Below are 25,371 nucleotides of genomic sequence, written 5' to 3'. Positions count from 1 at the left end.
GAAAACGTCCCATGAAGAAGTCGACTATCGCGTTGTCGTTGTTAATGACCCTTTCGCCGCTGGCAGCCTTCGCCGCCACCGCGCCGCTGGACCTGGTAGGCCCGGTGTCGGACTACAAGATCTACGTTACCGAGGAAATCGGCGAGCTGGTCACCCAGACCCAGGCCTTTACCGATGCCATCAACAAAGGCGACCTCACCACCGCCAAGAAGCTCTACGCGCCGACCCGTGTGCACTATGAGTCCATCGAGCCGATCGCCGAGCTGTTCAGCGACCTCGACGCCTCGATCGACTCCCGTGTCGATGACCACGAAAAAGGCGTGACCGCCGAAGACTTCACCGGTTTCCACCGCATCGAGTACGCGCTGTTCTCGCAGAACTCGACCAAGGGCCTGGAAGCTCTGACGGCCAAGCTCAACACCGACGTCAACGACCTGAAAACCCGTGTCGACGGCCTGACTTTCCCGCCGGAGAAAGTTGTCGGCGGTGCCGCAGCGTTGCTGGAAGAAGTCGCCGCCACCAAGATCTCCGGTGAAGAAGACCGCTACAGCCACACCGACCTGTATGACTTCCAGGGCAACATCGACGGCGCGAAGAAAATCGTCGACCTGTTCCGTGGCCAGATCGAGAAACAGGACAAGGCCTTCCTGGCCAAGGTCGACAAGAACTTCGCCGCCGTGGACAAGATCCTGGCCAAGTACAAGACCAAGGACGGCGGCTTCGAGACCTATGACAAGGTCAAGGAAAACGACCGTAAGGCGCTGGTGGGTCCGGTTAACACCCTGGCCGAAGACCTGTCGACCCTGCGTGGCAAGCTGGGCCTGAACTGATCCGTGGCCGCCCAGGTTCGCAATGAGCCTGGGCGGCACCTATCAACCCCGAACCCTGAAATGCTTCAGCGGTGCACCCTCGGGCTCGCCAGAGCTGGGATTGATCGCATACCACCCGGCATTTTTCTGGATCGCCTGGATTTCAAGAGCCCCCACGTTGCCCGTTCGAACGCCCGACACAGCCCTGAACGATCGAACGCCTCCCGGGAAGAGGCAACCTTGAACGCCCACCGCCCAACGACACTTCTCGAATGCCGTGGTCGGCATATAGAGGCCGGGCGCCAGGCGAGCGACTTCACCTTTCATGATTTTGCGCATTGCATCGATGGCATTCGACCCGGATTTGAACACGTCAATCGTACCGTCCAGAGGATTGAACAGGCTACGTAGCAACGGCGCGGCGCCTTTGAGCCCTGGCAGGCTGAATGACTTGCCATTGAACAGCACCAGCTTTTTTACGCCGCGCAAAAATCGGCTCGCCCCACTCAGCCCTCCTGTGGCGGCGAACGAAGCGAAATCAATCAGCAAGCCCTTGAGTCCCTCCTTCACATTGCCTTGTGCAATATCTGAAATCGCCCCCACAAACGGGATCAGGCTCAGCATCATACGAGCGTTCTCGGCGGTGAACAGCTGACTGCCGGAGGTAAACGGATAGGTGCGTCGACTCTGTAGACCCGTGGGTTGGTTGGCAAACTCAATCAGCGCCTCGCGCTTGTCGTCAAAACTGTGCGCCAGCAAAGCGTTGACAATTCGCTGGGTTTTGGTCGAAGCAAAGGTATCGGGCACACGCTGGATCGCCGTATCCCCAGGGCGTGGCAGCGGCGTCGGCGGCAGTTCTGTGGAGGCTTTGTCGAGAATCACCTTCGATTTGGCCCCCGTACGCGGGGGCGAACCTGAACGGTAGGCCATCACATCCAACGCTTGCTCAGTCCCCAGCCGGAACGGAGCGCGCACATAAGCAAATGGCCCGTGGGGCTTGCGGCCCTCCTCGACAGTACCGTTGAGTGTCAACCGATAAGGCAAATCGGTGCGCTTGACCATCTGCATCGATCGCGGGAACACCTCGTAGTAACCGAACCTTGGTTCTACCACGCCCGTTTCATAACGCAGCAGCAGACCATGCCTGCCGCAGTTTTCGTCGACTTTGGAGTCGGGGCCCTGATCGTCCTCCAGGGCTTCCCCGGTTTCCTGGCGTACGGTGAAAAATTCTATTTTGCCTGCCTCCAGCGCTAGACGCTCCTGCGCAGGCAACTGGGCAATCATCAGTTTCAATGCAGTAGCCTGAGCCTCGCGGGTATCGGCAATGTGCCGATCAACGGCGGCTTCCACCAATGGGGCAATCTCTGGCACCTGCCGGATGCGCGCCTCGAAGGTTGCCTGGGAAACTCCGGGATGGGTGAACCGGTAGCGTCGCTCCCCACTGATCCGGGTATTGAGCCAATGATCGACGGCCAGCAACGGGTCATCGCGAACCTGCTCCGTCAGAATGACATCGGTCAACAACGGCCGACGGGATTCCAAATGAGCATGCTGGCGAGGGTCAAAGGGCACGTCAGTGTCCAGTTCAAGCCTGAATTCACGTATTTCATCGGCGGTCATTTCCGGGAACAACGGCACCAGTTGCTCGATCAGCAAGCTGCGCTGGGTCGGCGGCTCTTTCGTCAGCGTGCTGAAGGCCTCGCGGATCTGCTTCTCCCGCGAGGTAAAGGCCTGTGCTGCGGCCTGATAATCCCCTGGGGAGTACTGGCCGTCGTGGGTCATGGGGAAAATACCGGTCATGACCGCCCAGTCCAACAAGGGCCTGGTCGCCAGGGTCTTGAGCAGCGTCTCTTGCGTTGCACCACCCGCGTCAAGCCGCGAGAGTGCCATGATTTGCGTAAGGTTCATCAATCGCGAACTGCCCGCGCCGGACAGTGCATCGGCTATTGCGCAGCCCAGGCGCATTTCCAGCCAGCCGGTGGAGCCGATCTTGACGCTTTGCGGGTCACGGTTGAAGGCCTGCGCGGCCTCCCTCGGCACATCCGGATCGGCCTTGATCAGCATTTCCGGTGCGGAGTGGGCCAGGAACAGGTGGGCGAACAGGGACGAAAGCGTGGCATCGACCCCCTTGCTTTCCAGGTGTTTTTCCACGTCCTGGCGCACATCCTTGAGTGTGCGGCCCAGGTTGCCTGGCTGGTAAAGCCAATACCCGGCCACCACGCCTGGCCGGCCGGGCACTGGAGCGTTCACACTCAGCTTCAGCGCCGCCGCGAGGAGTTGATGGCGCTTGGCTTTACTCAAGGGCTGGCCGTCGGCCACGGCGTAAAGCTTCAGCCGCTTGGCCAATTCGTCGGCCTTGGCGATACACGGTGGCGAATCGAAAAAGTCGGCAAGACGGCGGTCCGGATCATGCGGCGATTGCTCAACCACACTGGAGCCTGTAAAGCGTCCAAGCAATGACACCACCGCTGGCGCCATGCCTTTCAATACCTCACGAGCATCGGCCGACAAAGCGGCGCCCACGCTCTGCTCATAGGGCAGCATGGCTGCGTAATCGGCTGCCGGCAGCGGCGGCGGGAACGACGTATTGAACCAACTCAATGTGGCACGCACGTCACTCACGGTCTGCGGCGCATCAGGGGCATAAAACGCCAACGCCTGCCGCGCGTCATAGGTGCGAGTGCTGTACAGGGCATTCCCGGTCTTGCCACTCATCAGCAGCAAATCATCGAGATTCGCGTTCAACTGGCGGGCAGACTGTTGTGCTTCTTCGCTGCCGGCGGCCAGGGTTTTCTGGATTTCATCGTCGAAATACGCCTGCAACGATCGCCATTGACCGGCAGCGTTGCGCATCTGGAGCTCCCCCTCGGACAACCTGTATGCGCGGCCCTCTCCCGCGAAACCCACTTTCGTCAGGAAATTCCGGAAGGTCGGCGTCGTCAGAAAGGCATTGAACTGCTTTCGTGCCTCTTGACTGAGTTGATCCAGGGTCGATCCCCTCGCAATGGAGACCGTATGGTTATCCAGCTTGAGTGATTCGCCGTCCGCCTTGCCCGCGATCATCGGCTGCAACTGGCCAACCAATTGCCGGCGCACTGCCTGGTCATCGTTCTGTTGCAGCAGGTGCTTGAACTGTTTCTCCCACTGATCACGCAAGGTGGAAGAAATCGCGGGCCATCCCTCGCGCTTGAGTTGTGTGCCCGTTGCAGCCGAGGCCCGTTCATTGAGCGGCGGCCTTACGCCGTAGAAATCCAGCACCACGTCCCGTGGCACCGCACCTTGGGTAGGGCTTTCAGCAACGGGCACACCCAGGTCATGGGGTGACAGAACCTGCTGGATGGCGTTGATCTTTGTGCTCACCTCCCACCAGCCCGAACCATCCGTGGCTGTAAACCGCTCAAAGGTATCCTTGCCATCACGCGTCACCGTGCCTGCCACCGAATCTCGAAAGACCCGCACGGTCGACAGCTTCAGGCCCTTGGCTTCAAACCAGGCAAGCACGGCCGGCTCATTGATTGCGGCGTTGTACATCTGGAGAAAGGGGGCGATGGACGCATTGGGGGGGATGAGGTTTTCGGGCGCGCTGCCCGTGGTCAACCACTGAACCAGCCTTTTGCGCAGCGTGGTATCCGCGGCAGCGGCAACAGCGGCGCTGGGGAAATGGCGTCGAGACGTTACGGTATCCAAAGCAGCACGTTTGGACCGGCTGTCAGGTACAGCGACAGGGTGCAACAACGCCCCCTGGGAGGGCGCCTGAAACTCACTGAGCGCCGGGACAGTACTGCTGAATCGAGTGGTGTACATATCTATTAACCCCTGGCCAATTGAACGGCGAGAGTTCTCGTCCCTTAGAACAGTCAATAGAAAACGTACAGCACACGCCAAAGCCGCTGCAGAGGCAAAGTCTCAAGAAGTCGAGTCTGCCGCAACGCACCCGTTACTAGAGAATTCGGTACAACAACCGCTCGATTCGTACACGGCTGACACGGCGCAAAAATTTGCCGACGGCCTCGGGATAATCCACCAGGGTTTGCAAATCCTGGTAACGCTCGATCCGCGTAGTGTGCTGGAAAATCTGCGCCAGCTCGGCACGTCGCGGTTCCAGCCACTGGCCTTGCGGGTCATCGACGAGTAAGGCGTTTTCCAGATCAAGGCGGAACGCCCGAGGGTTGAGGTTATTGCCGGTGAGCAAGGTGTAGCGTTGGTCGACCCACATACCCTTGAGGTGGTAGGTGTTGTCACCGTCGCGCCACAGGTGCAGGTTCAACTGGCCGCTGTCGATCACCGATTGATGGCGTTTTGCGAAACGGCGCAGGCTGATTTCGTAGAGATACGGCAGTGCCGAGATCACCTTGAAGGGTTCGCTGGGCGGGATGTAGAAATCATTGGCGGTTTTGTCGCCGACGATGATGTCGACCTTCACCCCACGCGCCAGGGCGCGGTTGATTTCCCGGGTCACCGGCAGCGGCAGGTTGAAGTACGGTGTGCAGATAGTCAGTTGATGCTGGGCGCTGGCGATCAGTTCGAGGATCACCCGGTTCAACGGGTTGTTCTTGCCCACGCCGAGCAACGGGCTGACCGACAGGTGACCGTTGGGCAACTGCCCTGCGGTGGTGTCGTAGGCCGCGTGCTTGAGGCGGCTGCGCAGGTCGCCGATGTCGTTGCGCAGGCTGCGGGTGGTCGGCAGGTTGGGCAGGTCGAGGCGGTGCACGGCCTTGGAGGTCACCAGGCCGTGCTCCACCAGATGCTGCATCGAATCGGCCAACGGCTGGCTGTGGATCAGGTGATAACGGTCGAAGCGGTATTTATCGAACTTGTGCAGGTACACGTTGTTCAGGCTGGCGCCGCTGTACAGCACGCTGTCATCGATCACAAAGCCCTTGAGGTGCAGTACGCCGAACAGCTCGCGGGTTTGCACCGGCACGCCATACACCGGCACTTCACTGGCATGGCGCTGCGTCATGGCCTGGTACCAGGCGCTGTTGCCCGGTTGCTTGCCGGCGCCAATCAGCCCGCGCTGGGCGCGCAGCCAGTCGACCACTACCACGATGTCCAGCTCCGGCCGCGCCGCCTTGGCGGCGTGCAGGGCGTCGTAGATCTCCTGCCCTGCTTCGTCCTGCTGCAGGTACAACGCAACGATGTAGATGCGTCGGGTGGCCTGGGCAATTTTTTCCAGCAGGCAGCGGCGAAACGCGTCAGCGCCGGACAGCACGTCAAGGGCGTCGGGAGTGAGGGGGAAGCCACGCAGCTTGGGCAACAGGGAGCGTTTGAAGAACGACGGCATAGGGCTCGCAATGGGTCGAATCCGAGGAGGCCCCGAGCTTACACCATGGGGGTGCTCAGGTCTCGCAGTGCCAGAGAGTAAAATTTTTATTGACCAAGAAGAATGATCGTTCTACTTTTATAAGTATGACCGATATGACCCACAATGAAACTCGCGACATTATCCTCGACGTCACTGAAAAGTTGATCTATCGCCACGGCATCGCCGCCACCGGCATGGACTTCCTGGTGAGAACCGCCGGCGTCTCGCGAAAAAGTATTTACCGTTACTTCGCCAATAAAGATGAGCTGGTGATCGCAGCCCTGCAGCGCCGCGACGAGCGCTGGATGCAATGGCTGCACGGCGAAGTGGAGCGCGTCGATGGCAGCGGAGAACGCTTGCTCGCGCTGTTCGACGCCCTCAAGGCCTGGTTCGCCTCGGCGGACTTTCGAGGTTGCGCCTTTATCAACACCAGTGGCGAAACCGGCGACCCGCACGACCCGGTACGCCTGCTGGCCAAGGCCCATAAACAGAAACTGTTCGAGTACGCACTCGAACTGTGCCAGGCACATGGCACCCCCGACCCCGAACGGCAGGCCGCGCAACTGCTGATCCTGATCGATGGCGCCATTACCGTTGCCCTGGTCATGGGTGATTCAACAGCTGCTGATAATGCGCAATGCATGGCGCGAACGTTATTGGGACTGTGAATCCACACGCCTGGCAACTTTCGATAACGCTGTAGGGTTTTAAGGAGCCACCTGATGTCATCTACCGCAGAAACACGTCCGCCCTTGCCGCCGTTTACCCGTGAATCGGCGATTGAAAAAGTGCGCCTGGCCGAAGACGGCTGGAATTCCCGCGACCCACACCGGGTGTCGCTGGCTTATACCCTGGACACGCAATGGCGTAACCGTGCCGAATTCGTCCATAACCGCGAAGAGGCCAAGGGTTTTCTCACTCGAAAATGGGCCAGGGAGCTGGATTATCGGCTGATCAAAGAGCTATGGGCCTTTACCGACAACCGCATCGCCGTGCGCTATGCCTACGAATGGCACGACGACTCGGGTAACTGGTTCCGCTCCTATGGCAATGAGAACTGGGAGTTCGACGAGAATGGCCTGATGGCCAATCGTTTTGCCTGCATCAACGACCTGCCGATCAAGGAAAGCGAACGCAAGTTCCACTGGCCGCTGGGTCGACGCCCGGATGAGCATCCGGGGTTGTCCGCTCTGGGGCTTTGACTGAAGCCGCAAGCTTGAAACTTCAAGCTTGCGGCTCATTGCTCAATCCTGATTGAGGCCCACCCGATACAGCACCCCATCGTCCTCATCCGTCAGCACATACAGAAAGCCATCCGGCCCCTGCCGCACATCGCGAATACGTGCCTTCAAGCCGTCCAGCAAACGCTCCTCGTGGATGATCTTGTCGCCGTCGAACTGCAACCGAATCAGTTCCTGGCTGGCCAGCGCACCGATGAACACGTTGTGCTGCCACGCTTTGAACCGGTCGGCGTCGTAGAAAGCCATGCCACTGATAGCCGGTGATTTCTCCCACACATGATGAGGCGCCACGGTGCCTTCTGCGGTCTTGCCCTTGGCCTCGGGAATCGGTGTGAGCGAATAGTTGATGCCGTGAGTCGCCAGCGGCCAGCCGTAGTTCTTGCCCCGCTCGATAATGTTGATTTCGTCACCGCCGCGCGGCCCGTGTTCGTTTTCCCAGATCGTGCCACTCCATGGGTTCAGCGCCAGCCCTTGCGGATTGCGCTGGCCGTAGGACCAGATCTCGGGGCGTACCCCGGGTTGACCGACGAACGGGTTGTCATCGGGCACGCGGCCATCCGGGTAGATCCGTACGACTTTGCCTTGCAACTTGTCCAGGTCCTGGGCGGTCGGGCGATCATTGTTTTCCCCCAGGGTCACGAACAGGTAGCCATCACGGTCGAAGGCCAGGCGCGAACCGAAGTGGTTGCCGGTGGAGAGTTTCGGCTCCTGGCGCAGGATCACGTTGAAATCGGTCAAGCCACTCATGTCCGTCGCCAGGCGCCCGCGGCCCACTGCCGTGCCGGCCGTACCGCCTTTGCCACCGCCTTCGGCGTACGTCAGGTAGACCATGCGGTCCTGCTTGAAGTCCGGCGACAGCACCACATCGAGCAAACCGCCCTGCCCCTTGGCCCACACCTCAGGCACGCCGGTCAACGGCGCAGACAGCTTGCCGTCCGGACTGACAAAGCGCAGGTGGCCTGGACGCTCGGTCACCAGGAAACCTTGCTGGTCGGGTAGAAATGCCACGGCCCACGGGTGATCGAGGCCTTTGGCGATCGGCGTCGCGGAGATGCTGCCTTGTTCGCTGGGGAACTGCTGCGCATCGGCCGCATAAACGGCCGTCTGCGCAAGCAGCGTGGTGGCGCACAGGGTGGCTAGCAGGGTTTTGCGTATAAACATAAGACAGCGTCCTTACCGGCGATTGCCGTTGGCATCATAGGTGGGGGCTTTGGTGTCGGTGGCCGGGCGGCTGGGTGTCGCATCGCGTTGCGGATAGCGATTGCCGATACCACCGTTTTCCAGGGTCGGCGCACGCGGGGTCGGCACGGTCTGAATGCCACGCACCGTCGGTGTATTGGGCTGGGTGCCCTGCATGCTGTTGGGATTGGCCCGGTGGATCGGACCGTTATTGGAATCGCTTCTGCCGGGCAGGTTTTGCGCGTGGGCAAATGGCCCAAGTGCCAGGCCTAACACCAGCACCGCGAGATGACGCACACAGCTTTTCATGACAAAGCCTCTCTGGGGCGAGGAGTACGTGCTTTCGATACCACGCTACGCCCTGGGTTCGGCTTTCGTAACTAAATAGTTTCTCATCAGGTGTAACACGATCTGTCCGCGCATCTGCCGGGGGAAACTTTTCACGCAGCCGTCGAGTCACCAGAACACAGCTTCTTCTTAAGGAATCGCACGTATGCCACGGGCAATCTGGAAAGGCGCCATCAGTTTTGGCCTGGTTCATATTCCGGTATCGCTGGTCTCGGCCACGTCCGCCCAGGGCGTGGATTTCGACTGGCTGGACAAGCGCAGCATGGACCCGGTGGGCTACAAGCGCATCAACAAGAGCACCGGCAAGGAGGTCACCAAGGAGAATATCGTCAAGGGCGTGGCATTTGAGAAAGGCCGCTATGTGGTACTCAGCGAAGATGAGATCCGCTCGGCCCACCCCAAGTCGACCCAGACCATCGAGATCATCGCGTTTGTCGCCAGTGACCAAATTCCGTTGCAGAACATCGACACGCCCTACTTCCTGGCCCCGGATAAACGCGGTGGCAAGGTCTACGCACTGCTGCGCGAAACGTTGAAGAAAACCCGCAAGGTCGCCCTGGCCAATGTGGTGTTGCACACCAAGCAACACCTGGCGGCACTGATGCCCCTGGAGTCGGCGCTGGTGCTGGTGATGCTGCGCTGGCCAGCTGAAGTGCGCAGCCTGGATGAACTGGAACTCCCCAGCGACGTGACCAAACCCGACCTGGCCAAGGGCGAGCTGGACATGGCCAAGCGTCTGGTGGAAGACATGAGCGCCGACTGGCAGCCCGAGGAGTATCGCGACAGTTTTCAGGAAAAGATCATGGCGCTGGTGGCCAGGAAGGCCAAGGCAGGCAAGATCGAAGACGTCGAATCCCAGGAAGACAGCGACGAGCGCAAGTCGGCCGATGTGATCGACCTGACCGAGCTGCTCAAACGCAGCCTGGCCGGAAAACCAACAACGAAAAAACCGGCGGCGAAAAAAGCCGGCAAAAAGGCCTCTTGAGCCTGCCATATACAGGAGAACTCCATGGCAAAGCCCCTGAGCGAATACAACCGCAAGCGCGATTTCGAGGTCACCGCTGAGCCATCAGGCAGCGCAGCAGGTCGAAAGCGCGAGGCTTCGGCCCTGAGCTTCGTGATCCAGAAGCACGATGCGCGCAACCTGCACTATGACTTCCGCCTGGAACTCGACGGCGTGCTGCTCAGTTGGGCAGTGCCCAAGGGACCGAGCCTGGACCCGAGCCAGAAACGCCTGGCGGTGCATGTTGAAGATCACCCCCTCAGTTATGGCGGTTTCGAAGGCAGCATCCCGGCCGGCCAGTACGGCGCCGGCGACGTGATCGTGTGGGACCGCGGCATCTGGCAACCCCATGACGACCCGCACAAGGCCTACGCCGCCGGCAAACTCAAATTTACCCTGGTCGGTGAGAAGCTCTCGGGTGACTGGGCGCTGGTGCGTACGCGCCTCAAGGGCAGCGGCGACAAGGAGCAATGGCTGCTGATCAAGGAACACGACCAACAGGCCCGCTCTGCGGCCGACTATGACATTGTGGAGGCCCAGCCAAAGAGCGTCCTCAGTGATGCATCCATCGGTAAACCCAAGGCCAAGCCTCGCGCCAAACCACAGAAGCAGGCGACAGCCCTCCCCGAGCAATTCGCACCGCAATTGGCAACCCTGGTAGACCGCGCGCCAGAAGGCGATTGGCACTACGAAATCAAGTTCGATGGTTACCGCATGCTCGCCCGCATCCGCGACGGCGAGGTCCGCCTGTTTACACGTAACGGCCACGACTGGACCGAACGCCTGCCACGCCAGGCCAAGGCCCTGCGCGCCCTAAAGCTCAAGGACAGCTGGCTGGATGGCGAGGTGGTCAGCCTCAATGGCGACGGCCTGCCGGACTTTCAGGCGCTGCAAAATGCCTTTGATATCGGCCGCAGCCTGGACATTGTCTACTACCTGTTCGACGCGCCGTTTTTAAACGGCAGCGATCAGCGCCAGGCGCCGCTGGAGGAGCGTCGCGCCGCGCTCAAGGACGCCTTGTCTGGTAGCCGCAGCAAACTGCTGCGTTTCTCCGAAGCGTTTGCCGCCAATCAACGCGATATCTTCGAAAGTGCATGCGACCTGGCCTTGGAAGGCGTGATCGGCAAACGTAAGGGCAGCCCCTACGTCTCCAGTCGAAATACCGATTGGATCAAGCTCAAGTGCCGCCTGCGCCAGGAGTTCGTGATTGTCGGCTACACCCGGCCCCAGGGGTCGCGCAGCGGTTTTGGCGCGCTGCTGCTGGCAGTCAATGACGATGGCGGGCTGGTCTACGCCGGGCGGGTGGGCACTGGTTTCGACCAAGCCTCATTGAAAAACATCTACGCACAACTCACCCCGCTGGAGCGCGACGCATCGCCCCTGGAAAACCCCCTCACCAGCCCCCAGGCACGAGGTGTGCACTGGGTGGAACCGCGCCTGGTCGGCGAAGTGCAGTTTACGGAGTGGACCCGTGAAGGCGTGGTGCGCCAGGCAGCCTTCGTGGGGTTGCGTACCGACAAGCCAGCAACGCAGATCATCCATGAACAGACGCGCGCGGCAAACTCCCTCAAAGCGGTGAAAGCCCCTAAGCCACGCGGCGGCGTAAACATCACTCACCCCGAGCGTGTCATCGACCCGCAGAGCGGCACGCAAAAACAGCAACTGGCGCAGTTCTACGAGGGCATCAGCGAGTGGATCCTGCCTTTCCTGCGACATCGCCCCGTGTCCCTGCTCAGGGCTCCGGAAGGCATCGAGGGTGAGCAGTTTTTCCAGAAGCACTCGGAACGCCTCGCCATTCCCAATATCAAGCAACTGGACCCGGCACTGGACCCAGGCCATGCGCGCCTGATGGAGATCGACACGACGAAAGCCCTGATCGGGGCCGTGCAAATGGGCACCATCGAATTGCATACCTGGGGCGCCACCTCGGACAAAATCGAAACCCCGGACCTGTTTGTGCTCGACCTCGACCCGGACCCGGCGCTGCCCTGGAAAACCATGCTGGAAGCCGCGCAGCTCACGTTGTCGGTACTCGACGAGCTGGGGCTGGAAGCGTTCGTCAAGACCAGCGGTGGCAAAGGCGTGCACCTGGTCATACCGCTGGCACGCCGGGATAGCTGGGACGCCGTAAAGGCCTTTGCCAAGGCCATTGCCCAATTCATGACCGAGCAACTGCCCGAGCGCTTTACCGCCACCTCCGGGCCGAAAAACCGCGTGGGTAAGATCTTTGTCGATTACCTGCGCAATGCACGCGGCGCCAGTACGGTAGCGGCCTATTCGGTGCGCGCACGCCCAGGGCTGCCAGTATCGGTACCGGTCAGTCGCGAGGAATTGAAGGGGTTGCGTGGCGCCCAGCAATGGACCGTGGCCAACCTGCACCAACGCTTGCAGGGGCTGAAGGTTGACCCATGGGCCGGTTATGCCAATCGGCAGAAAATCAGCAAGAAGATGTGGGACAAGCTGGGCGCGACGCCACCGGAGTGACTTACGCCCAGGTTGGCCTCAAATCAGCACAAATATGAGCGCCAATGCGGCAAAGATCGCCCATTTTTCCAGGTAGTAACGCGTGCGGTCGCGTTTTTTCAGCTCTTTGCCACGCAAGCGAATTTTGTACAGCCGGGTAAAGGCGCGGTTGAGCCCGCCGGTCTTGTCGCCTGCATCGTTGGGCGAGCCGGCGGCGGCCATGACGTTGCGGCTGAACCAACGATTGAACGCTGCAGCCCAGCGATATTTCATCGGCCGCTCGATATCGCAGAACAGGATGATGCGGTTCTGCTGCGTGGTGTTTTCGGCGTAGTGGATGTAGGTCTCATCGAACATCACCGGCTCACCGTCACGCCAGTAGTAGTGCTCGCCGTCCACATTGATATAGCAGCCCGGATCATTCGGGGTAACCAGACCCAGGTGATAACGGTACGAGCCGGCGTAAGGGTCACGGTGGCGCACCAGCTTGGAGCCCGGTGGCAACTCGGCGAACATCGCCGCCTTGATCGAGCCTATGCCCTGCAGCAGCTCGGTGGTACGCGGGCACAGCTTCATCGCCGAAGGGTGGCTTTCACCGTACCATTTCAGGTAAAAGCGCTTCCAGCCAGCCTTGAAGAACGAATTGAAGCCCACATCGTTGTACTGGTCGGAACGCTTGATTTCACCCGCGCGCATCAGGCTCAGGCCCTCCTCGCGAATCTCCTTCCAATGCGCCTGCAGCGGGCTCAAGTCAGGAAAATCACTGGGTGACAGGTAGGGACGACTGGGTAGCTTGGAGCATAGGTAAAGCAAGCAGTTGATCGGCGCCAGGAAGGTCGAATGATCACTGAGTTGGCGGCCCAGCTTATGTCGCACCCGACCACGCAGGTGTACATACGCAATGGAGGCCACATAGAGAACAACAATGATGAGTTTCAAGGGGGTTCGTCACATGTCAGAAGAAAACAGGCTGCACCTGCGCGCCCACAACGGCTGAGGATGGATAGCAGCGTTTGAAATCACAATTCACACAATTGGCGCGATCGGCTGAGTAATAACCCGATACGTGGTCCGTGGCAGTTATTTAGCCACAGTTTGTAACCAAAAGTTAATCAAGAATTGTGAAAACCTGTCTACTGAAGGTGCTGGGCTGGCGCCTCTGCGGCCGACCGTGCAACTACCCCACTCCGTATTCAGCCCGACCTATTGGTGTGGCGACCGGCGATCGTCGAACACGGCACGGTTACGCCGTGCTTGCACAAAATGTCGAATTAATGCCAAGAATATTCCCAGCACCAGCCCGCCCACGAAACTGATTGCGATGATCGCGCCCACCCTTGGCTTTATCGGACTCAGCGGTTCCAGTGCCTGGCGATCCACGGTGACCAGTTTCAGCATGCTCATGTCGATATTCAGTCCGCGCAACCGAGCCTCTTCCGCCCGCAGGGGCTCTACGTCCTGCAGGAACATATCTTCGTTCTTGCGGCCGTTGAGTATTTCGACTTCGCGGTTGACGTCGAGCATGCGAAGTTCCTTGCCGATCTCGGCCACCCTGCTGTTGGTGAAATCATCGTTGGTACGCTGTTGCAGCGCAGCCCTTTCCGCCTCCAGCACTTCGGTGCCCATGAAATACAAAGGAATCGGCTGATTGGTCAAGACAATACTCGTCACCTGGTTCGAGCCACGAGGTCCATTCCGATCCAGGGCAGAGGGAGTGGTGGGGTTCTTGATGCCAATGGACTTGGCAATCGAGATCGCCTCGGCCAGTTCGGCCAAGCGGTTGGTGCGTTCCATTTTCATCTGCAACCGCAAGGCCTTGAGCTCGTCCTGCAAGCTAGCGCGTTTGACTTCGTCAGCCTCCAGCAACATGGCGGTCTTCGCCGCTTTATCCGCCTCGTAGTTGGTACGCGCAGCATCGATCTTGCCCTTGAGTTCGTTAAGGCGGTTATTAACGATCACCTTGAGGTCGGACGCCACCTGGTTGCGCTCCTGCGCAATGGCGTAGTCGACGAAGCCGTTGAGAATGGCCGCGCCGTCAATTCCCTTGGGGTACTGCATTTCCAGGCGCAGATAGGAACTGGCCTCATCGGGCCTCTTCGGATCAGGCATCACCAGGTTGATGGAGTTCTGGTTGAACGCTTCAAAGCTCTGCTCCAGGCTTTGCCCTGGGCGTTGGAAGGCTTCGAACAGTGCAGGATTAGCCCTGAAAAAACCCAGCCGGACCTCATAGGAGTCCAACTGCGCACCGACCTTGGCCAAGGCCTCGGCTGGCGGCAACCTGTAGACTTCGGAACGGTTAAGAGCATCCAACTCATTGATCGCCGCTGGCCGTAGCACACTGCTGACCTGGTAAACCCTGGGTGCAAGAAACGCATAGCCTACCCCCAGAATACCCGCCAGAATCGTGCAACCGATTACCAGTTTTTTTTGCTTCCATATCCCGTGAAACAGTTCGAGGAGATCAATTTCGTCCGATACCAAATGTTGATGACGCAGGGGGGTATTGTTCAAAGTTCGTACACTCTGATGAGTTGGAATCCGGCGCCCAAACACACAGATCGGACTAACAACGAATAAACAGGGGGCAGCTTCCCGGCATACCACGAATGCGGCACTACGCCATCAAAAGGCCATCCATTTAACTTAACCCTCACACTTAAGCAGCGGGAGGTTTCATTTCGGTTACACGACTGTTGTATGTGGCACCTACCTTGAGTAAAGACGATTCGTTACGAGACGTTACCCGACAGGCAGGCAAAGTAACGCAAATTGCCTGCCGGTAAACGCAAAATTACAAAAAAATAAAAAATAGGATAGTTCCTACATAAACTTTCGCTTTAGATAAAGAAAACACCGCTTTGTTCAGAACGACCGGCAACTAATTTTTCAGCAAAAGGAATTTGTATGTCATCCCTTTCAGACCCAGATATTCAAGCCCTTCAAGGCACCTGGGAGCAAACCTCACTCGAAGACAGTGGCGAACTCAACCCCGTGGATGCCCACAGCGCTCCAGGTGCAATTACCACGATTGCCGGCGACCGTTTCGAGGTCAAGACCGTCAGTGGCGAGGTGTTGTTGGCTGGCCGATTTTTCCTCGACAGCTCTACCGTTCCCAAGAGCATCACCTGGGTGGACGCCATCGGCGATGACGCCGGCAAGCACTTGCCCGCCAGCTATCGCCTCGAAGGCAATACATTTGTGTTCATTGCCGCGGATGAAGGTATGCCCAGGCCCCTCTCATTCAAGACGAGCGCAGGCCAAACCATGCGCAGTTTCATACGGAGCTCCTGAGCCGTACGCCATCCGAATTTGCGACAACGTTTTCACAAAGCCTTCACTTCCAGTCTTATAGGGTGAAACCTACCTACTCCAGTGAATCCCTTGGCCCGCCTCTCCTCGCGGGCTTTTTTTTGTCTGGACAATCCCACTCAGACTCGCTGCCGGGTGGCAGTCAGGGTAAAGCACAAGGGCAACTGAGCAGGTTGGTGCTCGTACTGGTCGTACAGCTCTTCACGGTTGGAGTGGGCGTACTCCTGCAGATGGCTGATCTGCAAGTCGGCGCCAATCGCTGCGCTCACGACATCCCCCAAGGTGTGCACATACCAATAGGAGGTCGGTCCAGCCACGTCGCCCTGGCCTTCGTAGACAATCGACTCCTGCAACACAAAAGGCTCACGCTGGAAATATGAACTGGCAGGCAGCAGCGGGTTTTGCGCCTTGGGATCGAACACCTCCAGGAACGGATGAGTTTCATACATCACCAGCGTACCGCCGGGCTTCAGCGTGCTGGCGACATGGCGCATGAACAACGCCACATCAGGCATCCAGCCGAGTACACCGATGGTCACCAGGGCGATATCGAAGCGCGCGTGCAAGCGTTGCGGCAGGTGATGGATGTCGCTCTCGATGAATTCAGGAGCATGCGGCGACACATCGGCAAGCTCACGCGCCTGCTGGAGAAACGCCTTGGACTGATCGACGCCAACGACCGAGCGCGCGCCCAGGGCGAACAGCGACAGGCTTTCGCGACCGTTGTTGCAGCACAGTTGCACCACGTCCTTGCCGGCGACACCGATGTCCTGCAACAAACCGGTAATGGTGGGGTCCAGGCACGAAAAACCGGGGTCGCGGACCCCGCCAAGCAGTGCGCTCCAGGTCTCGGTGGTTTTGTGCAGGTCGGCGGATTGGTCCCAGGCGTCCTTGTTGCAGGCAATCGCTTGTTGAGCTGAGGGCATGTCCATTGCGTCTCCAGATATTCTTACAGGGAGGATCAGAAAATAAGCCAAGTGGGCAAGGATTAAAACCCCGGGGGAGCGGGCGAAACTTAATGTGGAGCGCACAGGTCATTAGCCCATCGAGTGTTCAGCCGTTGAACGCCCCTTCCGAAGACTGCGCCATGGCCAGAGCCTCCGACCTGCGTAATACCCTGTCCCTGGACAGCCTGAATTTTTTCCTGGCGGATGTGCGCGACGGCCTTGGCCCGTACCTGGCCATCTACCTGCTGGCGGTGCACAAGTGGGACCCCGCCAGTATCGGCGTGGTCATGACCCTGGCGGGTATCGCCGCACTGATCACCCAGGGCCCGGCGGGCGCACTGATCGACCGCACGCACAGCAAACGCGCAGTGATTGCCATTGCCGCCCTGCTGGTGACGGGCAGTTGCCTGCTGCTGCCCTTCGTCAGTTCATTCAGCCTCGTTGCCTTGACCCAGGCGGCCAGCGCCGTGGCCGCCTCGGTGTTCGCTCCGGCCATCTCCGCGATTTCCCTGGGCATTACCGGACCACGTGCCTTTACCCGCCGCACCGGGCGCAATGAAACCTTCAACCATGCCGGCAACGCTGTGGCTGCACTGCTGGCCGGTGGCCTGGCGTATCTGTTTGGGCCCGTTGTGGTGTTCTACCTGATGGCCTTTATGGCGGTGGCCAGTGTCGTCGCGGTCAGTTGTGTCTCGGCCAAGGCTATCGACCATGAGGTTGCGCGAGGCTTCGACCCCGCCCACGCGGCCGATCACGAGCAGCCGTCCGGGCTTAAGGTGCTGCTGGCGAACCGCCCGCTGTTGCTGTTCGCCATCTGTTGCGCCCTGTTCCATTTGGCCAATGCAGCCATGCTGCCGCTGGTCAGCCAGAAGCTCTCGCAGATCAACCTGCAGATGGCCACACCGCTGACCTCGGCGTGTATTGTCGCCGCACAATTGGTGATGGTGCCGATGGCCTGGCTGGTGGGCAGCAAGGCCGACGTGTGGGGGCGCAAACCGCTGCTGCTGTTCGGCTTCATGATTCTGCCGCTGCGTGGTGTGCTCTATACCCTGTCCAGCGATCCCTATTGGCTGGTGGCTGTGCAAATGCTCGACGGTATCGGCGCGGGGATTTTCGGCGCGCTGTTCCCGGTGATCGTCAAGGACCTGACCCAGGGCACCGGGCGTTTCAACGTCAGCCTGGGCGCGCTGTCCACGGTATTTGGCCTGGGCGCGGCACTGAGCAGCAGCTTGGCCGGGTTCGTGGTGCAACAGGCGGGCTACAACGCAGCATTCCTCACCCTGGCCGGTGTGGCTTTCGTCGCGTTGGCGCTGTTATGGCTGGCGATGCCGGAGACGCTGGCGAAGCCCATCTTCGCGCCCCACGCATCTGCCGCCTGATATAAGCGATACTGTGCGCCGAACCCAAACAGCAAATGGAGTTGCCCCTATGAAGAAAAACATCCTGTATCCGCTATTGCTTCTGCTTGCAGGATGCAGCACGGGGCCCTATCTGCATCCGGAGTCGACGGTGGGCAGCAACGCCCTGCTTTCGCGCACCTGCCCCGGCCCGAAAGCGGCGATGAGCTATGCCCCGCTGTCAGAAGCACTCAACTGGGTTCATGTGCTGGTCTATGTGGCGCCACCCGGCACCTCCAGTTGGCCGGGCAACCAGCGCTCAACCGCAGCTGAACTGCGCCTGTTCGGGCGGCTCTACCCATCTAATACCTCGGTGCAGCGCACAGCAGCCGTCAAACAGCCCGCCCCGGCGCTTTGGGTCAGCGCGGCATCGCCCGTTGTCACGGTCACGCTGGCTAATGGGCAAAGTTATCCTGTCACCATTGAACAACTCAAAACCGGTTTCGACCCCAGGAAAACATTCCACGACGGGTTCAAAGGAACAGCGTTGGGTCAAGGCGATATGGATGATTTCACGCTCACCTTCCCGGACATATTCGTCAACGGTGAAAAAGTCCCTATGGCCCCGATTCATTTCAAGAAACGCGAAGAGCGTTATGCGCCTGTGTTTAATTGCTGACGGGCCGAGTTTCTGGCGCTCAGCCGACTCTGTTATCGTGCGTCCTTCGACCGCAATGGAAGCATCGGAGAATGAATTCATGGAAGACGCAGGCAATCGCCCTCATGGCATCGATCAGCACCAACGCTATGGCATGGTATGTGGAGAATCCGGTCGAGAGAGCGCTGAGCGCCACCACCCTGTTCCCGACCATTATCCTCGGCGGGACCACGGCATTTACGGTCTACTCGCCCTCAATAATGAAAAAAGCGAAGGATGATGCCCTTGCATTCATTGGCTCCGAGGGCGAAATTCGCGGCGCTCAGTTTGAGCAGGCATCTCTACACTACCGCTCGGCCCCTCACACGCGCCCCATGACCGACATGCAGCTCGCCCAGGCGATCGCAACCACTTACTGAGCGCGGGGGGCCTCGTCGAGACTGATCTCAACGCTTCGGGAAACCTGAGTTTTCCATACCCTCCGTGCCAGTCGTAAGAGCAGATAGAAGGAGGAACTCATGGCTGTTCCAGCCTCCAAGGCAGAATTGCTTGCGGCCATTACGACGACCTTCAACACGCTGATGAGCGATCTGGCCAAGGTTGCGCCTGATCGTGCGCGTGAAGCCACACTGAAGGGTCATGTCGACGGTACCACCATGAGTCCGGCCGATCTTGTGGCCTACCTGATTGGATGGAACGAGTTGGTACTGAAATGGCTGGACCGCGACGACCGGGGTGAACCGGTTGAGTTTCCTGAGATCGGCTTCAAATGGAACCAGCTCGGCCTGCTGGCACAGAAGTTTTATGCAGATCACAACGCACTCGAATGGCACGAACTGATTGCCCGCCTGGTAGAAGCAAAAACACGGCTCGCGGCGACGATCACGGCAAGGTCAGACGATGAACTCTATGGCAGCGCCTGGTACGGAAAATGGCCCAAGGGCCGCATGATTCAGTTCAATACTTCGTCTCCTTACGCCAATGCCCGAACGCGCATTCGTGCGTGGCTGAAGGTGCAAGGCTGAAAATGCAGCCGCGGTTGTTGGGCGCGACGCAATCAACGATCCCGCCACGCATGCGTTGAGTTTCGCCAGGAAACACACGGGTCGCCGGAAAAAGCGAAAGCAACGTTCTGGAAACACCTTTCATTTTCCCGCCGGCAACGAGCTCGGAGTACGTCAAGCAGGCATCCGACCTGCAAAGCAGCGTCGGCTTTATGCGGCGATCAGAACACCAGTTGGTATGAAGTTGCACCCCAAAATTAGGCATCTCGCTATGCGTGGTGCCGTTCAGCAACCACTGCATTACGGAAGAGAGCGACAGAACGATACGGCGCTGATCATTCCGAATGTAGTCGGCTTCATCGAGGCTTGAGCGCTTGACTGGTTTGGGCATGGGCTCGCCAAAACGATGGTTTCTTCAAACTCTCTAGGCTGTTCGCCATTACTCGCGGTATATCTTAAAATGCCCGGTTGCCGAAGAGCCGCCATGTTCATATCCATGAAGGCCTTCCATCCTTTACAAATAAGAGTGGTTAAGATGAACAGGCCTTTCATTTCGCTCTGCCCTGAAATTACTCGGGCGCATGCGCTGACATTAATGAATTGGTTAGAGGATGAGCGCGTCACCTGCTACCTGAGCGATTCGCGTCATGTCTCCCGCTCCATCGAGCAAGCCATTGATCGAACTCAGTTGCCGATCCTGACCCATCTATTCAACCGGGGCGGCAGATTCTTTATGGCCTATGACCGGCATGACGCCCCGGTGGGCTTTGTCCGTCTGGTCAAGACCGGCTCAAATTGCGAGATAGTCCTGGTCATCGGAGACAGCGACAAATGGGGCCGAAACCTAGGCGCCCGCACGATCCGCGAAGGCATGAAACTGGCTTTCCTCGACATGCGGGCCGAGAAGCTCATCGCCAAGATTCACCCGGACAATTCGCGCTCGCTAAAAGCCTTTTTGCGCAGCGGCTTTATGCTTGAGAGCGAAACGCCGACATTGAAATCATTGTCCATGACGGAGGAACGCTATCTCCAGTTCCTACGCGAAGGAGCCGGTGGCGACTCCAGTAGGATCTACATCACTGAAATCGACAAGGCCAGGCTCTACGGTCTAATCGCGTTAGAGCAAGGCTCGGCGGTTGTTGAGCTCGAACATGAGCTTGAACGAGCTATTGTCGTCAAGCCGCAGCAGGTGGCGTGCAATGTCATCACGATGAACTCTAGGGCTTTGCTGCAACTGGACGACGAAGAGCTCGAAGTGGCGTTGGTCTACCCTGAAGACGCGGACAGCAATGCAGGGAAGCATTCCGTGTCTTCTGATATAGGCGCCGCCATCCTTGGCTATCAGGAGGGAGATGCCATCGACTGGCGAATTTCTGATCGGACCCGCCGGATTGAGATCAAGAAAGTGCTTTACCAGCCGGAGGCTGCGGGCGATTTCCACCTATAACTGCGCCTTTGGCTCAGTACTCATCCATCAGACGCCGAAAGGCGTGATGCCCAAACGCACATACATTTTCGGCAGCAAGAATCGGAGTGCGAGCACATTTCGAAGATTCTTACGATGAGACTCCAAACTTAGAGAAGTCCACCATGGCTTCCGTATAGCTGGCCTTTTCCCCTTAACCACTCCAATAAATTCTTGGATTGCGCGGCATTAGCTATGCAATCCTCGAGTCATTTTTGAGTTAACGAACAGCGCTGAAGGCAGCCCATGAAATTATCCGATTATGTTCGACTACTTGCTCTGGCGGCGATCTGGGGCGCCAGCTTCCTCTTCATGCGCATCTCGGCTCCTGTTTTGGGCGCATTGCCGACTGCATTTTTTCGCGTGTTGTTGGGTGCTATTGGCTTGGCCGCCATTCTTGCCATTTTAAAAACCAAAGTCGACTTCAAAGGCAAGCTGCAGCAGATCATGGTATTGGGCGTTATCAATTCGGGCATCCCATTTTTGATGTATAGCGTGGCGGCACTGCTGTTACCTGCCGGCTATTCAGCAATTTTCAATGCGACCACACCGATGATGGGCGTCTTGATCGGTTGGATGTGTTTCAGCGATTCGTTGACACTGAAAAAAGGTGTCGGCGTTTTGATCGGGCTTATGGGCATTACGTTGCTGACCAGCACCGGCCCCGTCACACTTTCAATGAACGTGGTCATGGGCGCGTTGGCATGTTTAGTCGCCACCAGTTGCTATGGTGCAGCAGGATTTCTGACTAAACGATGGGTAGCTGACAAGGGTGGGCTTGACGCGAAACTCGTAGCTTTTGGTAGTCAGATTGGCGCGACGCTGTTTCTCGTTCCGTTTTTCGGAATCTCAACCGCAATAAACCCACCGGCGAGCTGGGGTAACCCAGAGGTATGGATAGCACTGGTTGCGCTGGGTTTCATCTGCACTGCGTGTGCGTACATTCTGTACTTCCGCTTGATCGCGGATATCGGGCCGGTGCGTTCGCTGACCGTAACCTTCCTAATCCCTCCCTTCGGCGTGCTGTGGGGTGTGATGTTCCTTGATGAACATCTTTCGGCCGCGCATTTCTACGGCGGCGGGCTCATCTGTTTAGCTGTGTGGTTCGTTCTCAGCAAGAGCAAGCCGAAGCAAGAACCCTCACCAGCTTCGGATTGATCCAACAACAGGCGGTGAATCTCTTCGCTCTGCTCTGTGACGCGCTCGGTGAGCTGGCCAACCTGACTGGTGAGGGCTTCGATTTTTCCTTCCATGCGGCCTACTGCGGCGGCAAGGTCGTTGCGTTCCTCGGCGAACTGATCGGCGCGGGACTCAGCCTCTTTACTGGCAGCGCGTTCCTGGTTCAGCAGTCCGTTCAGGCGCTTCAACGTGCCGATATCGGCGCTGTCCATGGCTCGGTCGGTCGCGTCCTTCGAAAGGAACCGGCAAAGAAAAGCGTCTGCATATGCAGACGCTAGAAACAGGTGCAAATGCCTTCGTACTCGTAGCAATAGAATGCGTAGCAGCGATGAACGGGCTGCTGCTCAGTTTGCTGCCGATAGAGTAGGATCATGAAGAGGTATCAGTATGATTCTGCGCAAACTCAATATCGCCCCACGCTCCGCACTTAGCTTTGGTTTTTTTTGCTCGATGATTATTGGGTTGGGAGTGGTAGCTCTCATCCAGGCATCAAGCTTGAACGACGCTGAAAAGTTTGTAGAAAACAACGTGGTGCCCAGCATTTCGATACTCGCCAAGATGGACCGCGAGTTTTTAAGCATTCGAAATAATAATTCGAGATTGCGCAACCCTATTGAGCCTGCCGAGCGCAGAGCTCAAGCGCTTGTAGAGGTCCAAACATCGCGCGGAAGTTTTAAGGATCTTATTCAGAAACTCCAACCGCTCATCGTAACGGCTAAGGGCAAACAGCTTATCGGGGAATTGGCGAAAGATTACAGCACGTATGAGGTCGTTCAGGAGCAATATTTGGCCCTTACAGGTGCCGGAAAATTCGAGGATGCAGTCAAGCTGTCCAGCGAGGTAATGAAGTTTAAGGCGGATGGCGTAAACACCGTTCTTCAGAACCTGACCGAACTCAACAACAATAAAGCAATGAATGCTGGCAAAGATGCAACGCGTATTTATGAACAAAGCAAACTGATCGTCGGCGGTTTCATTTTGGTGAGTACGCTGGCTGCGATCGTCCTTGCTTTCATGTACACCCGAAGCCTCACCACCCCGGTGAATCGGTCATTGGCCATCGCTGAGCGGATCGCGAAAAACGACCTTAGCGAAGTGATTGATGTGCAAGGCACCGACGAAGTAGCGCGGCTGATGCAGGCGTTGAAAGCCATGCAGGCTAACTTGCGAACCACACTTCTGTCGATATCCGACTCATCCAGCCAGCTGGCATCAACATCCGAGGAAATGCATGCCGTAACCGAAAACGCGAATACCGGCATGCAGCAACAGAGCCACGAGGTGGAAATGGCCGCTACGGCTGTTACCGAGATGAGCGCTGCAGTTGAAGAAGTCGCCCGAAATGCCTCTGCGGCATCTGAGGCCGCTACACGCTCCAATTCGGCGGCTATTGCCGGCCGCGCACGGGTGGATGAAACCGTCGAAGCGATTAGCCTGATGGTCTCAAGCGTGGGAGACGCATCCAATGAGGTTCAAGGACTCGCGGTGATGGCTACCGACATCAGTAAGGTTCTAGACGTCATCAGGGCCATCGCCGAACAGACTAATTTGCTTGCACTCAACGCTGCAATCGAAGCCGCCCGGGCAGGAGAAGCAGGCCGCGGATTCGCTGTGGTAGCCGATGAAGTCCGAGCGCTCGCGCATAGAACGCAAACTTCAACCAGCGAGATCGAACAGATGATCACGTCCATTCAGAAAGGCACTGGAGCCGCCGTTTCTGCAATGAGCAATACCAACATCCAAGCACAAAAAACACTCGACACAGCGCGTGGTGCTGGCTCGGCATTGGTGGAAATTACCGAAACCATTGACGACATCACGGAACGCAACGTGCTGATTGCCACAGCATCCGAGGAGCAAGCTCAAGTAGCCCGGGAAGTGGATCGAAGCCTGGTCAGTATCCGCGATTTGTCGAGCCAGGCCTCTGAAGGATCAAACCAGACCGCGTTAGCCAGTTCGGAACTGTCGAAGCTGGCGGCTGAACTGAACCGAATGGTTAACCAATTTCGCCTATAGCTAATCGGACACAAAAAGCCCCGCCGATGGCCGGGCTCTGTGTTTTAACTTTTAACCGCTGAAGACTACTTAGCGCCGCCGTTGCTGCGATCATTCTGAGCGTCCTGATCCGATCCTGGGTTTCCAGGCGGCGGATTCCAATCCTCTGGACTCTCACCAGTACCCTGCTTGGGCTCGGACTCAGCTTGCTCAAGACCGGAGTCATGACCTTCGCCCGTCTCAGGCACTTCCTCTTTTGGTCCCGGATATGCCGCTGCAGGACCATTATTGTCATCCACCATAAATCATCTCCTGTCTGTAGCGCGGGGTTGCGCGTATAACTGGGAGGGATTAATTAGACAGAAAGTGCTTCTGCCTCGACGAGCGGACGAAAAAAAACCGTCCAGTGACGAGGCTCTCTAATATCAATCCCTTATGCGCAAGATTGACAGGATGGATAAATCTTTCTCTCACTTTCTCACTCGTTGCAACGGCTTTTTGCTACGCCGCGCAACCTTCGATTAATCCCTCTGCGTCGAGCAGTTCCTGAGCGGCAGTGAGCGCCTCGTTCACTTGGTCATCCAATGTCTTGCGGATCCCTGAGCGCCACCAGTACCGGGTCGACTCCGGCTTGCCATCATTATCCCAATTGGTGATGTCGTAACAGGCAGCCGGCAGCACCGCAGCGGAGCGCTTGCCCTCGGCACCGGCAACCTGAGGAATGGCCCAGGTCAGGACGGCACGGCGAACAGAACAGCGCCAAGCACGCGCTGCTTGACGATCAGCTTGAACCAGGCGGAATTCCGTCCTTGTTGAAGTCCTTCAAGCGTTCGCGCTCTTCCTCAGTGGAGTGCGCCGGGGTTTCCTGCTCCGGCTCTTTCTTCTTTTCCTTAGTCATCGCTATGTCCTCTGGGTGGTAGCTGTTTCGGCACCTGATGGAATCAGCAGTTCAAATCAATCTACTCCACCGCCGGGCATGGCCCGGCAAGGACTCCTCATGCCTACAGAAAACCACATCGCCGCGCCGCTAAAGGTGAATCGCCCCGGATTCTGTAGACACCTTGCAAGCTCATTGCGTAACGCTTTTCAAACTCTACCGGTGACAGCTGATTGTTGAAACCATGGCGGC

20 protein-coding genes and 2 pseudogenes are annotated in these 25,371 nt (G+C 58.1%); 14 read left to right on the top strand and 8 right to left on the bottom strand.

The features are described from left to right. Positions 1 to 11: 11 nt before the first annotated feature. A complete protein-coding gene (efeO, locus tag FBY10_RS29200) occupies positions 12 to 830 on the top strand; it encodes an iron uptake system protein EfeO (protein ID WP_145338641.1) in 819 nt (272 codons plus the stop codon). A gap of 42 nt (positions 831 to 872) precedes the next feature. On the opposite strand, the gene FBY10_RS29195 is transcribed toward efeO, so the two are convergent. Beyond that, positions 873 to 4,310, bottom strand: a complete 3,438-nt coding sequence (locus FBY10_RS29195) for a hypothetical protein (protein ID WP_256663605.1) — start codon at positions 4,308 to 4,310, stop codon at positions 873 to 875. Positions 4,311 to 4,749: 439 nt separating this feature from the next. Continuing rightward, a complete protein-coding gene (gene pssA / locus FBY10_RS29190) occupies positions 4,750 to 6,093 on the bottom strand; it encodes a CDP-diacylglycerol--serine O-phosphatidyltransferase (protein WP_131696468.1) in 1,344 nt (447 codons plus the stop codon). Positions 6,094 to 6,218: 125 nt separating this feature from the next. Here pssA and FBY10_RS29185 point away from each other — a divergent pair, with 125 nt between their 5' ends. Both FBY10_RS29185 and FBY10_RS29180 read left to right on the top strand, forming a co-directional pair. Beyond that, positions 6,219 to 6,782 carry a TetR/AcrR family transcriptional regulator gene (locus tag FBY10_RS29185; protein WP_145338640.1) on the top strand — a complete coding sequence of 188 codons (564 nt, stop codon included), beginning with the start codon at positions 6,219 to 6,221 and terminating at the stop codon, positions 6,780 to 6,782. A gap of 54 nt (positions 6,783 to 6,836) precedes the next feature. Further along, the gene (locus FBY10_RS29180; protein ID WP_131696470.1) at positions 6,837 to 7,316 is read left to right on the top strand and encodes a nuclear transport factor 2 family protein; all 480 of its coding nucleotides are present in this window, start codon (positions 6,837 to 6,839) and stop codon (positions 7,314 to 7,316) included. Positions 7,317 to 7,358: 42 nt separating this feature from the next. On the opposite strand, the gene FBY10_RS29175 is transcribed toward FBY10_RS29180, so the two are convergent. Together FBY10_RS29175 and FBY10_RS29170 are read right to left on the bottom strand one after the other, a co-directional pair. Next, complete coding sequence (locus FBY10_RS29175) at positions 7,359 to 8,516, bottom strand: PQQ-dependent sugar dehydrogenase (protein WP_145338639.1); 1,158 nt, start codon at positions 8,514 to 8,516, stop codon at positions 7,359 to 7,361. A gap of 12 nt (positions 8,517 to 8,528) precedes the next feature. Next, positions 8,529 to 8,843, bottom strand: a complete 315-nt coding sequence (locus FBY10_RS29170; protein ID WP_145338638.1) for a hypothetical protein — start codon at positions 8,841 to 8,843, stop codon at positions 8,529 to 8,531. 184 nt (positions 8,844 to 9,027) lie between these two features. Here FBY10_RS29170 and FBY10_RS29165 point away from each other — a divergent pair, with 184 nt between their 5' ends. Continuing rightward, the gene (locus tag FBY10_RS29165; protein ID WP_131696473.1) at positions 9,028 to 9,867 is read left to right on the top strand and encodes a Ku protein; all 840 of its coding nucleotides are present in this window, start codon (positions 9,028 to 9,030) and stop codon (positions 9,865 to 9,867) included. Positions 9,868 to 9,891: 24 nt separating this feature from the next. After that, positions 9,892 to 12,369: a DNA ligase D gene (ligD, locus tag FBY10_RS29160; protein WP_145338637.1), complete on the top strand. Its 2,478-nt coding sequence runs from the start codon at positions 9,892 to 9,894 to the stop codon at positions 12,367 to 12,369. A gap of 18 nt (positions 12,370 to 12,387) precedes the next feature. On the opposite strand, the gene lpxO is transcribed toward ligD, so the two are convergent. Both lpxO and FBY10_RS29150 read right to left on the bottom strand, forming a co-directional pair. Next, positions 12,388 to 13,287, bottom strand: a complete 900-nt coding sequence (lpxO, locus tag FBY10_RS29155) for a lipid A hydroxylase LpxO (RefSeq protein WP_145338636.1) — start codon at positions 13,285 to 13,287, stop codon at positions 12,388 to 12,390. Positions 13,288 to 13,551: 264 nt separating this feature from the next. Further along, positions 13,552 to 14,859: a Wzz/FepE/Etk N-terminal domain-containing protein gene (locus FBY10_RS29150; RefSeq protein ID WP_145338635.1), complete on the bottom strand. Its 1,308-nt coding sequence runs from the start codon at positions 14,857 to 14,859 to the stop codon at positions 13,552 to 13,554. A 393-nt stretch (positions 14,860 to 15,252) separates the two neighbouring features. On the opposite strand from FBY10_RS29150, the gene FBY10_RS29145 reads away from it, so the two are divergent. Next, positions 15,253 to 15,639: a TIGR03067 domain-containing protein gene (locus tag FBY10_RS29145; protein WP_145338634.1), complete on the top strand. Its 387-nt coding sequence runs from the start codon at positions 15,253 to 15,255 to the stop codon at positions 15,637 to 15,639. 137 nt (positions 15,640 to 15,776) lie between these two features. On the opposite strand, the gene FBY10_RS29140 is transcribed toward FBY10_RS29145, so the two are convergent. Continuing rightward, on the bottom strand, positions 15,777 to 16,589 hold the full coding sequence (locus FBY10_RS29140; RefSeq protein WP_145338633.1) for a bifunctional 2-polyprenyl-6-hydroxyphenol methylase/3-demethylubiquinol 3-O-methyltransferase UbiG: 813 nt from the start codon (positions 16,587 to 16,589) through the stop codon (positions 15,777 to 15,779). 155 nt (positions 16,590 to 16,744) lie between these two features. On the opposite strand from FBY10_RS29140, the gene FBY10_RS29135 reads away from it, so the two are divergent. The 6 genes from FBY10_RS29135 (at position 16,745) to FBY10_RS29110 (ending at position 22,226) form a co-directional block, all read left to right on the top strand. After that, the gene (locus FBY10_RS29135) at positions 16,745 to 17,983 is read left to right on the top strand and encodes an MFS transporter (protein ID WP_145338632.1); all 1,239 of its coding nucleotides are present in this window, start codon (positions 16,745 to 16,747) and stop codon (positions 17,981 to 17,983) included. A gap of 49 nt (positions 17,984 to 18,032) precedes the next feature. After that, positions 18,033 to 18,620 (top strand): hypothetical protein, encoded by a 588-nt coding sequence (locus FBY10_RS29130; RefSeq protein WP_131696480.1) that lies wholly within the window; start codon positions 18,033 to 18,035, stop codon positions 18,618 to 18,620. A gap of 71 nt (positions 18,621 to 18,691) precedes the next feature. Further along, a complete protein-coding gene (locus FBY10_RS29125) occupies positions 18,692 to 19,018 on the top strand; it encodes a DUF2388 domain-containing protein (protein WP_145338631.1) in 327 nt (108 codons plus the stop codon). A gap of 99 nt (positions 19,019 to 19,117) precedes the next feature. Continuing rightward, positions 19,118 to 19,624 carry a ClbS/DfsB family four-helix bundle protein gene (locus FBY10_RS29120; protein ID WP_131696482.1) on the top strand — a complete coding sequence of 169 codons (507 nt, stop codon included), beginning with the start codon at positions 19,118 to 19,120 and terminating at the stop codon, positions 19,622 to 19,624. Positions 19,625 to 20,087: 463 nt separating this feature from the next. Next, positions 20,088 to 21,050 carry a bifunctional GNAT family N-acetyltransferase/nucleoside diphosphate kinase regulator gene (locus FBY10_RS29115; protein WP_178116812.1) on the top strand — a complete coding sequence of 321 codons (963 nt, stop codon included), beginning with the start codon at positions 20,088 to 20,090 and terminating at the stop codon, positions 21,048 to 21,050. Positions 21,051 to 21,314: 264 nt separating this feature from the next. Then, on the top strand, positions 21,315 to 22,226 hold the full coding sequence (locus FBY10_RS29110; protein WP_145338630.1) for a DMT family transporter: 912 nt from the start codon (positions 21,315 to 21,317) through the stop codon (positions 22,224 to 22,226). Here the strand turns inward: FBY10_RS29110 and FBY10_RS29105 are convergent. Continuing rightward, positions 22,139 to 22,501, bottom strand: a pseudogene (locus FBY10_RS29105) (hypothetical protein); the annotation flags it as partial. The gene FBY10_RS29110 and the pseudogene FBY10_RS29105 sit on opposite strands and share 88 nt — an antisense overlap. 133 nt (positions 22,502 to 22,634) lie before the next feature. On the opposite strand from FBY10_RS29105, the pseudogene FBY10_RS32370 reads away from it, so the two are divergent. Further along, positions 22,635 to 23,408, top strand: a pseudogene (locus FBY10_RS32370) (MCP four helix bundle domain-containing protein); the annotation flags it as partial. Further along, positions 23,382 to 24,263, top strand: a complete 882-nt coding sequence (locus FBY10_RS32365) for a methyl-accepting chemotaxis protein (RefSeq protein ID WP_371921007.1) — start codon at positions 23,382 to 23,384, stop codon at positions 24,261 to 24,263. The pseudogene FBY10_RS32370 and the gene FBY10_RS32365, both read left to right, overlap by 27 nt. Positions 24,264 to 25,371 lie beyond the last annotated feature (1,108 nt).

The sequence above is a fragment of the Pseudomonas sp. SJZ103 genome (genome assembly GCF_007828335.1).
Classification (GTDB): domain Bacteria; phylum Pseudomonadota; class Gammaproteobacteria; order Pseudomonadales; family Pseudomonadaceae; genus Aquipseudomonas.
The sequence above is the reverse complement of the archived record's forward strand: the minus strand, read 5'-3'. Positions and strand labels throughout refer to the sequence as shown.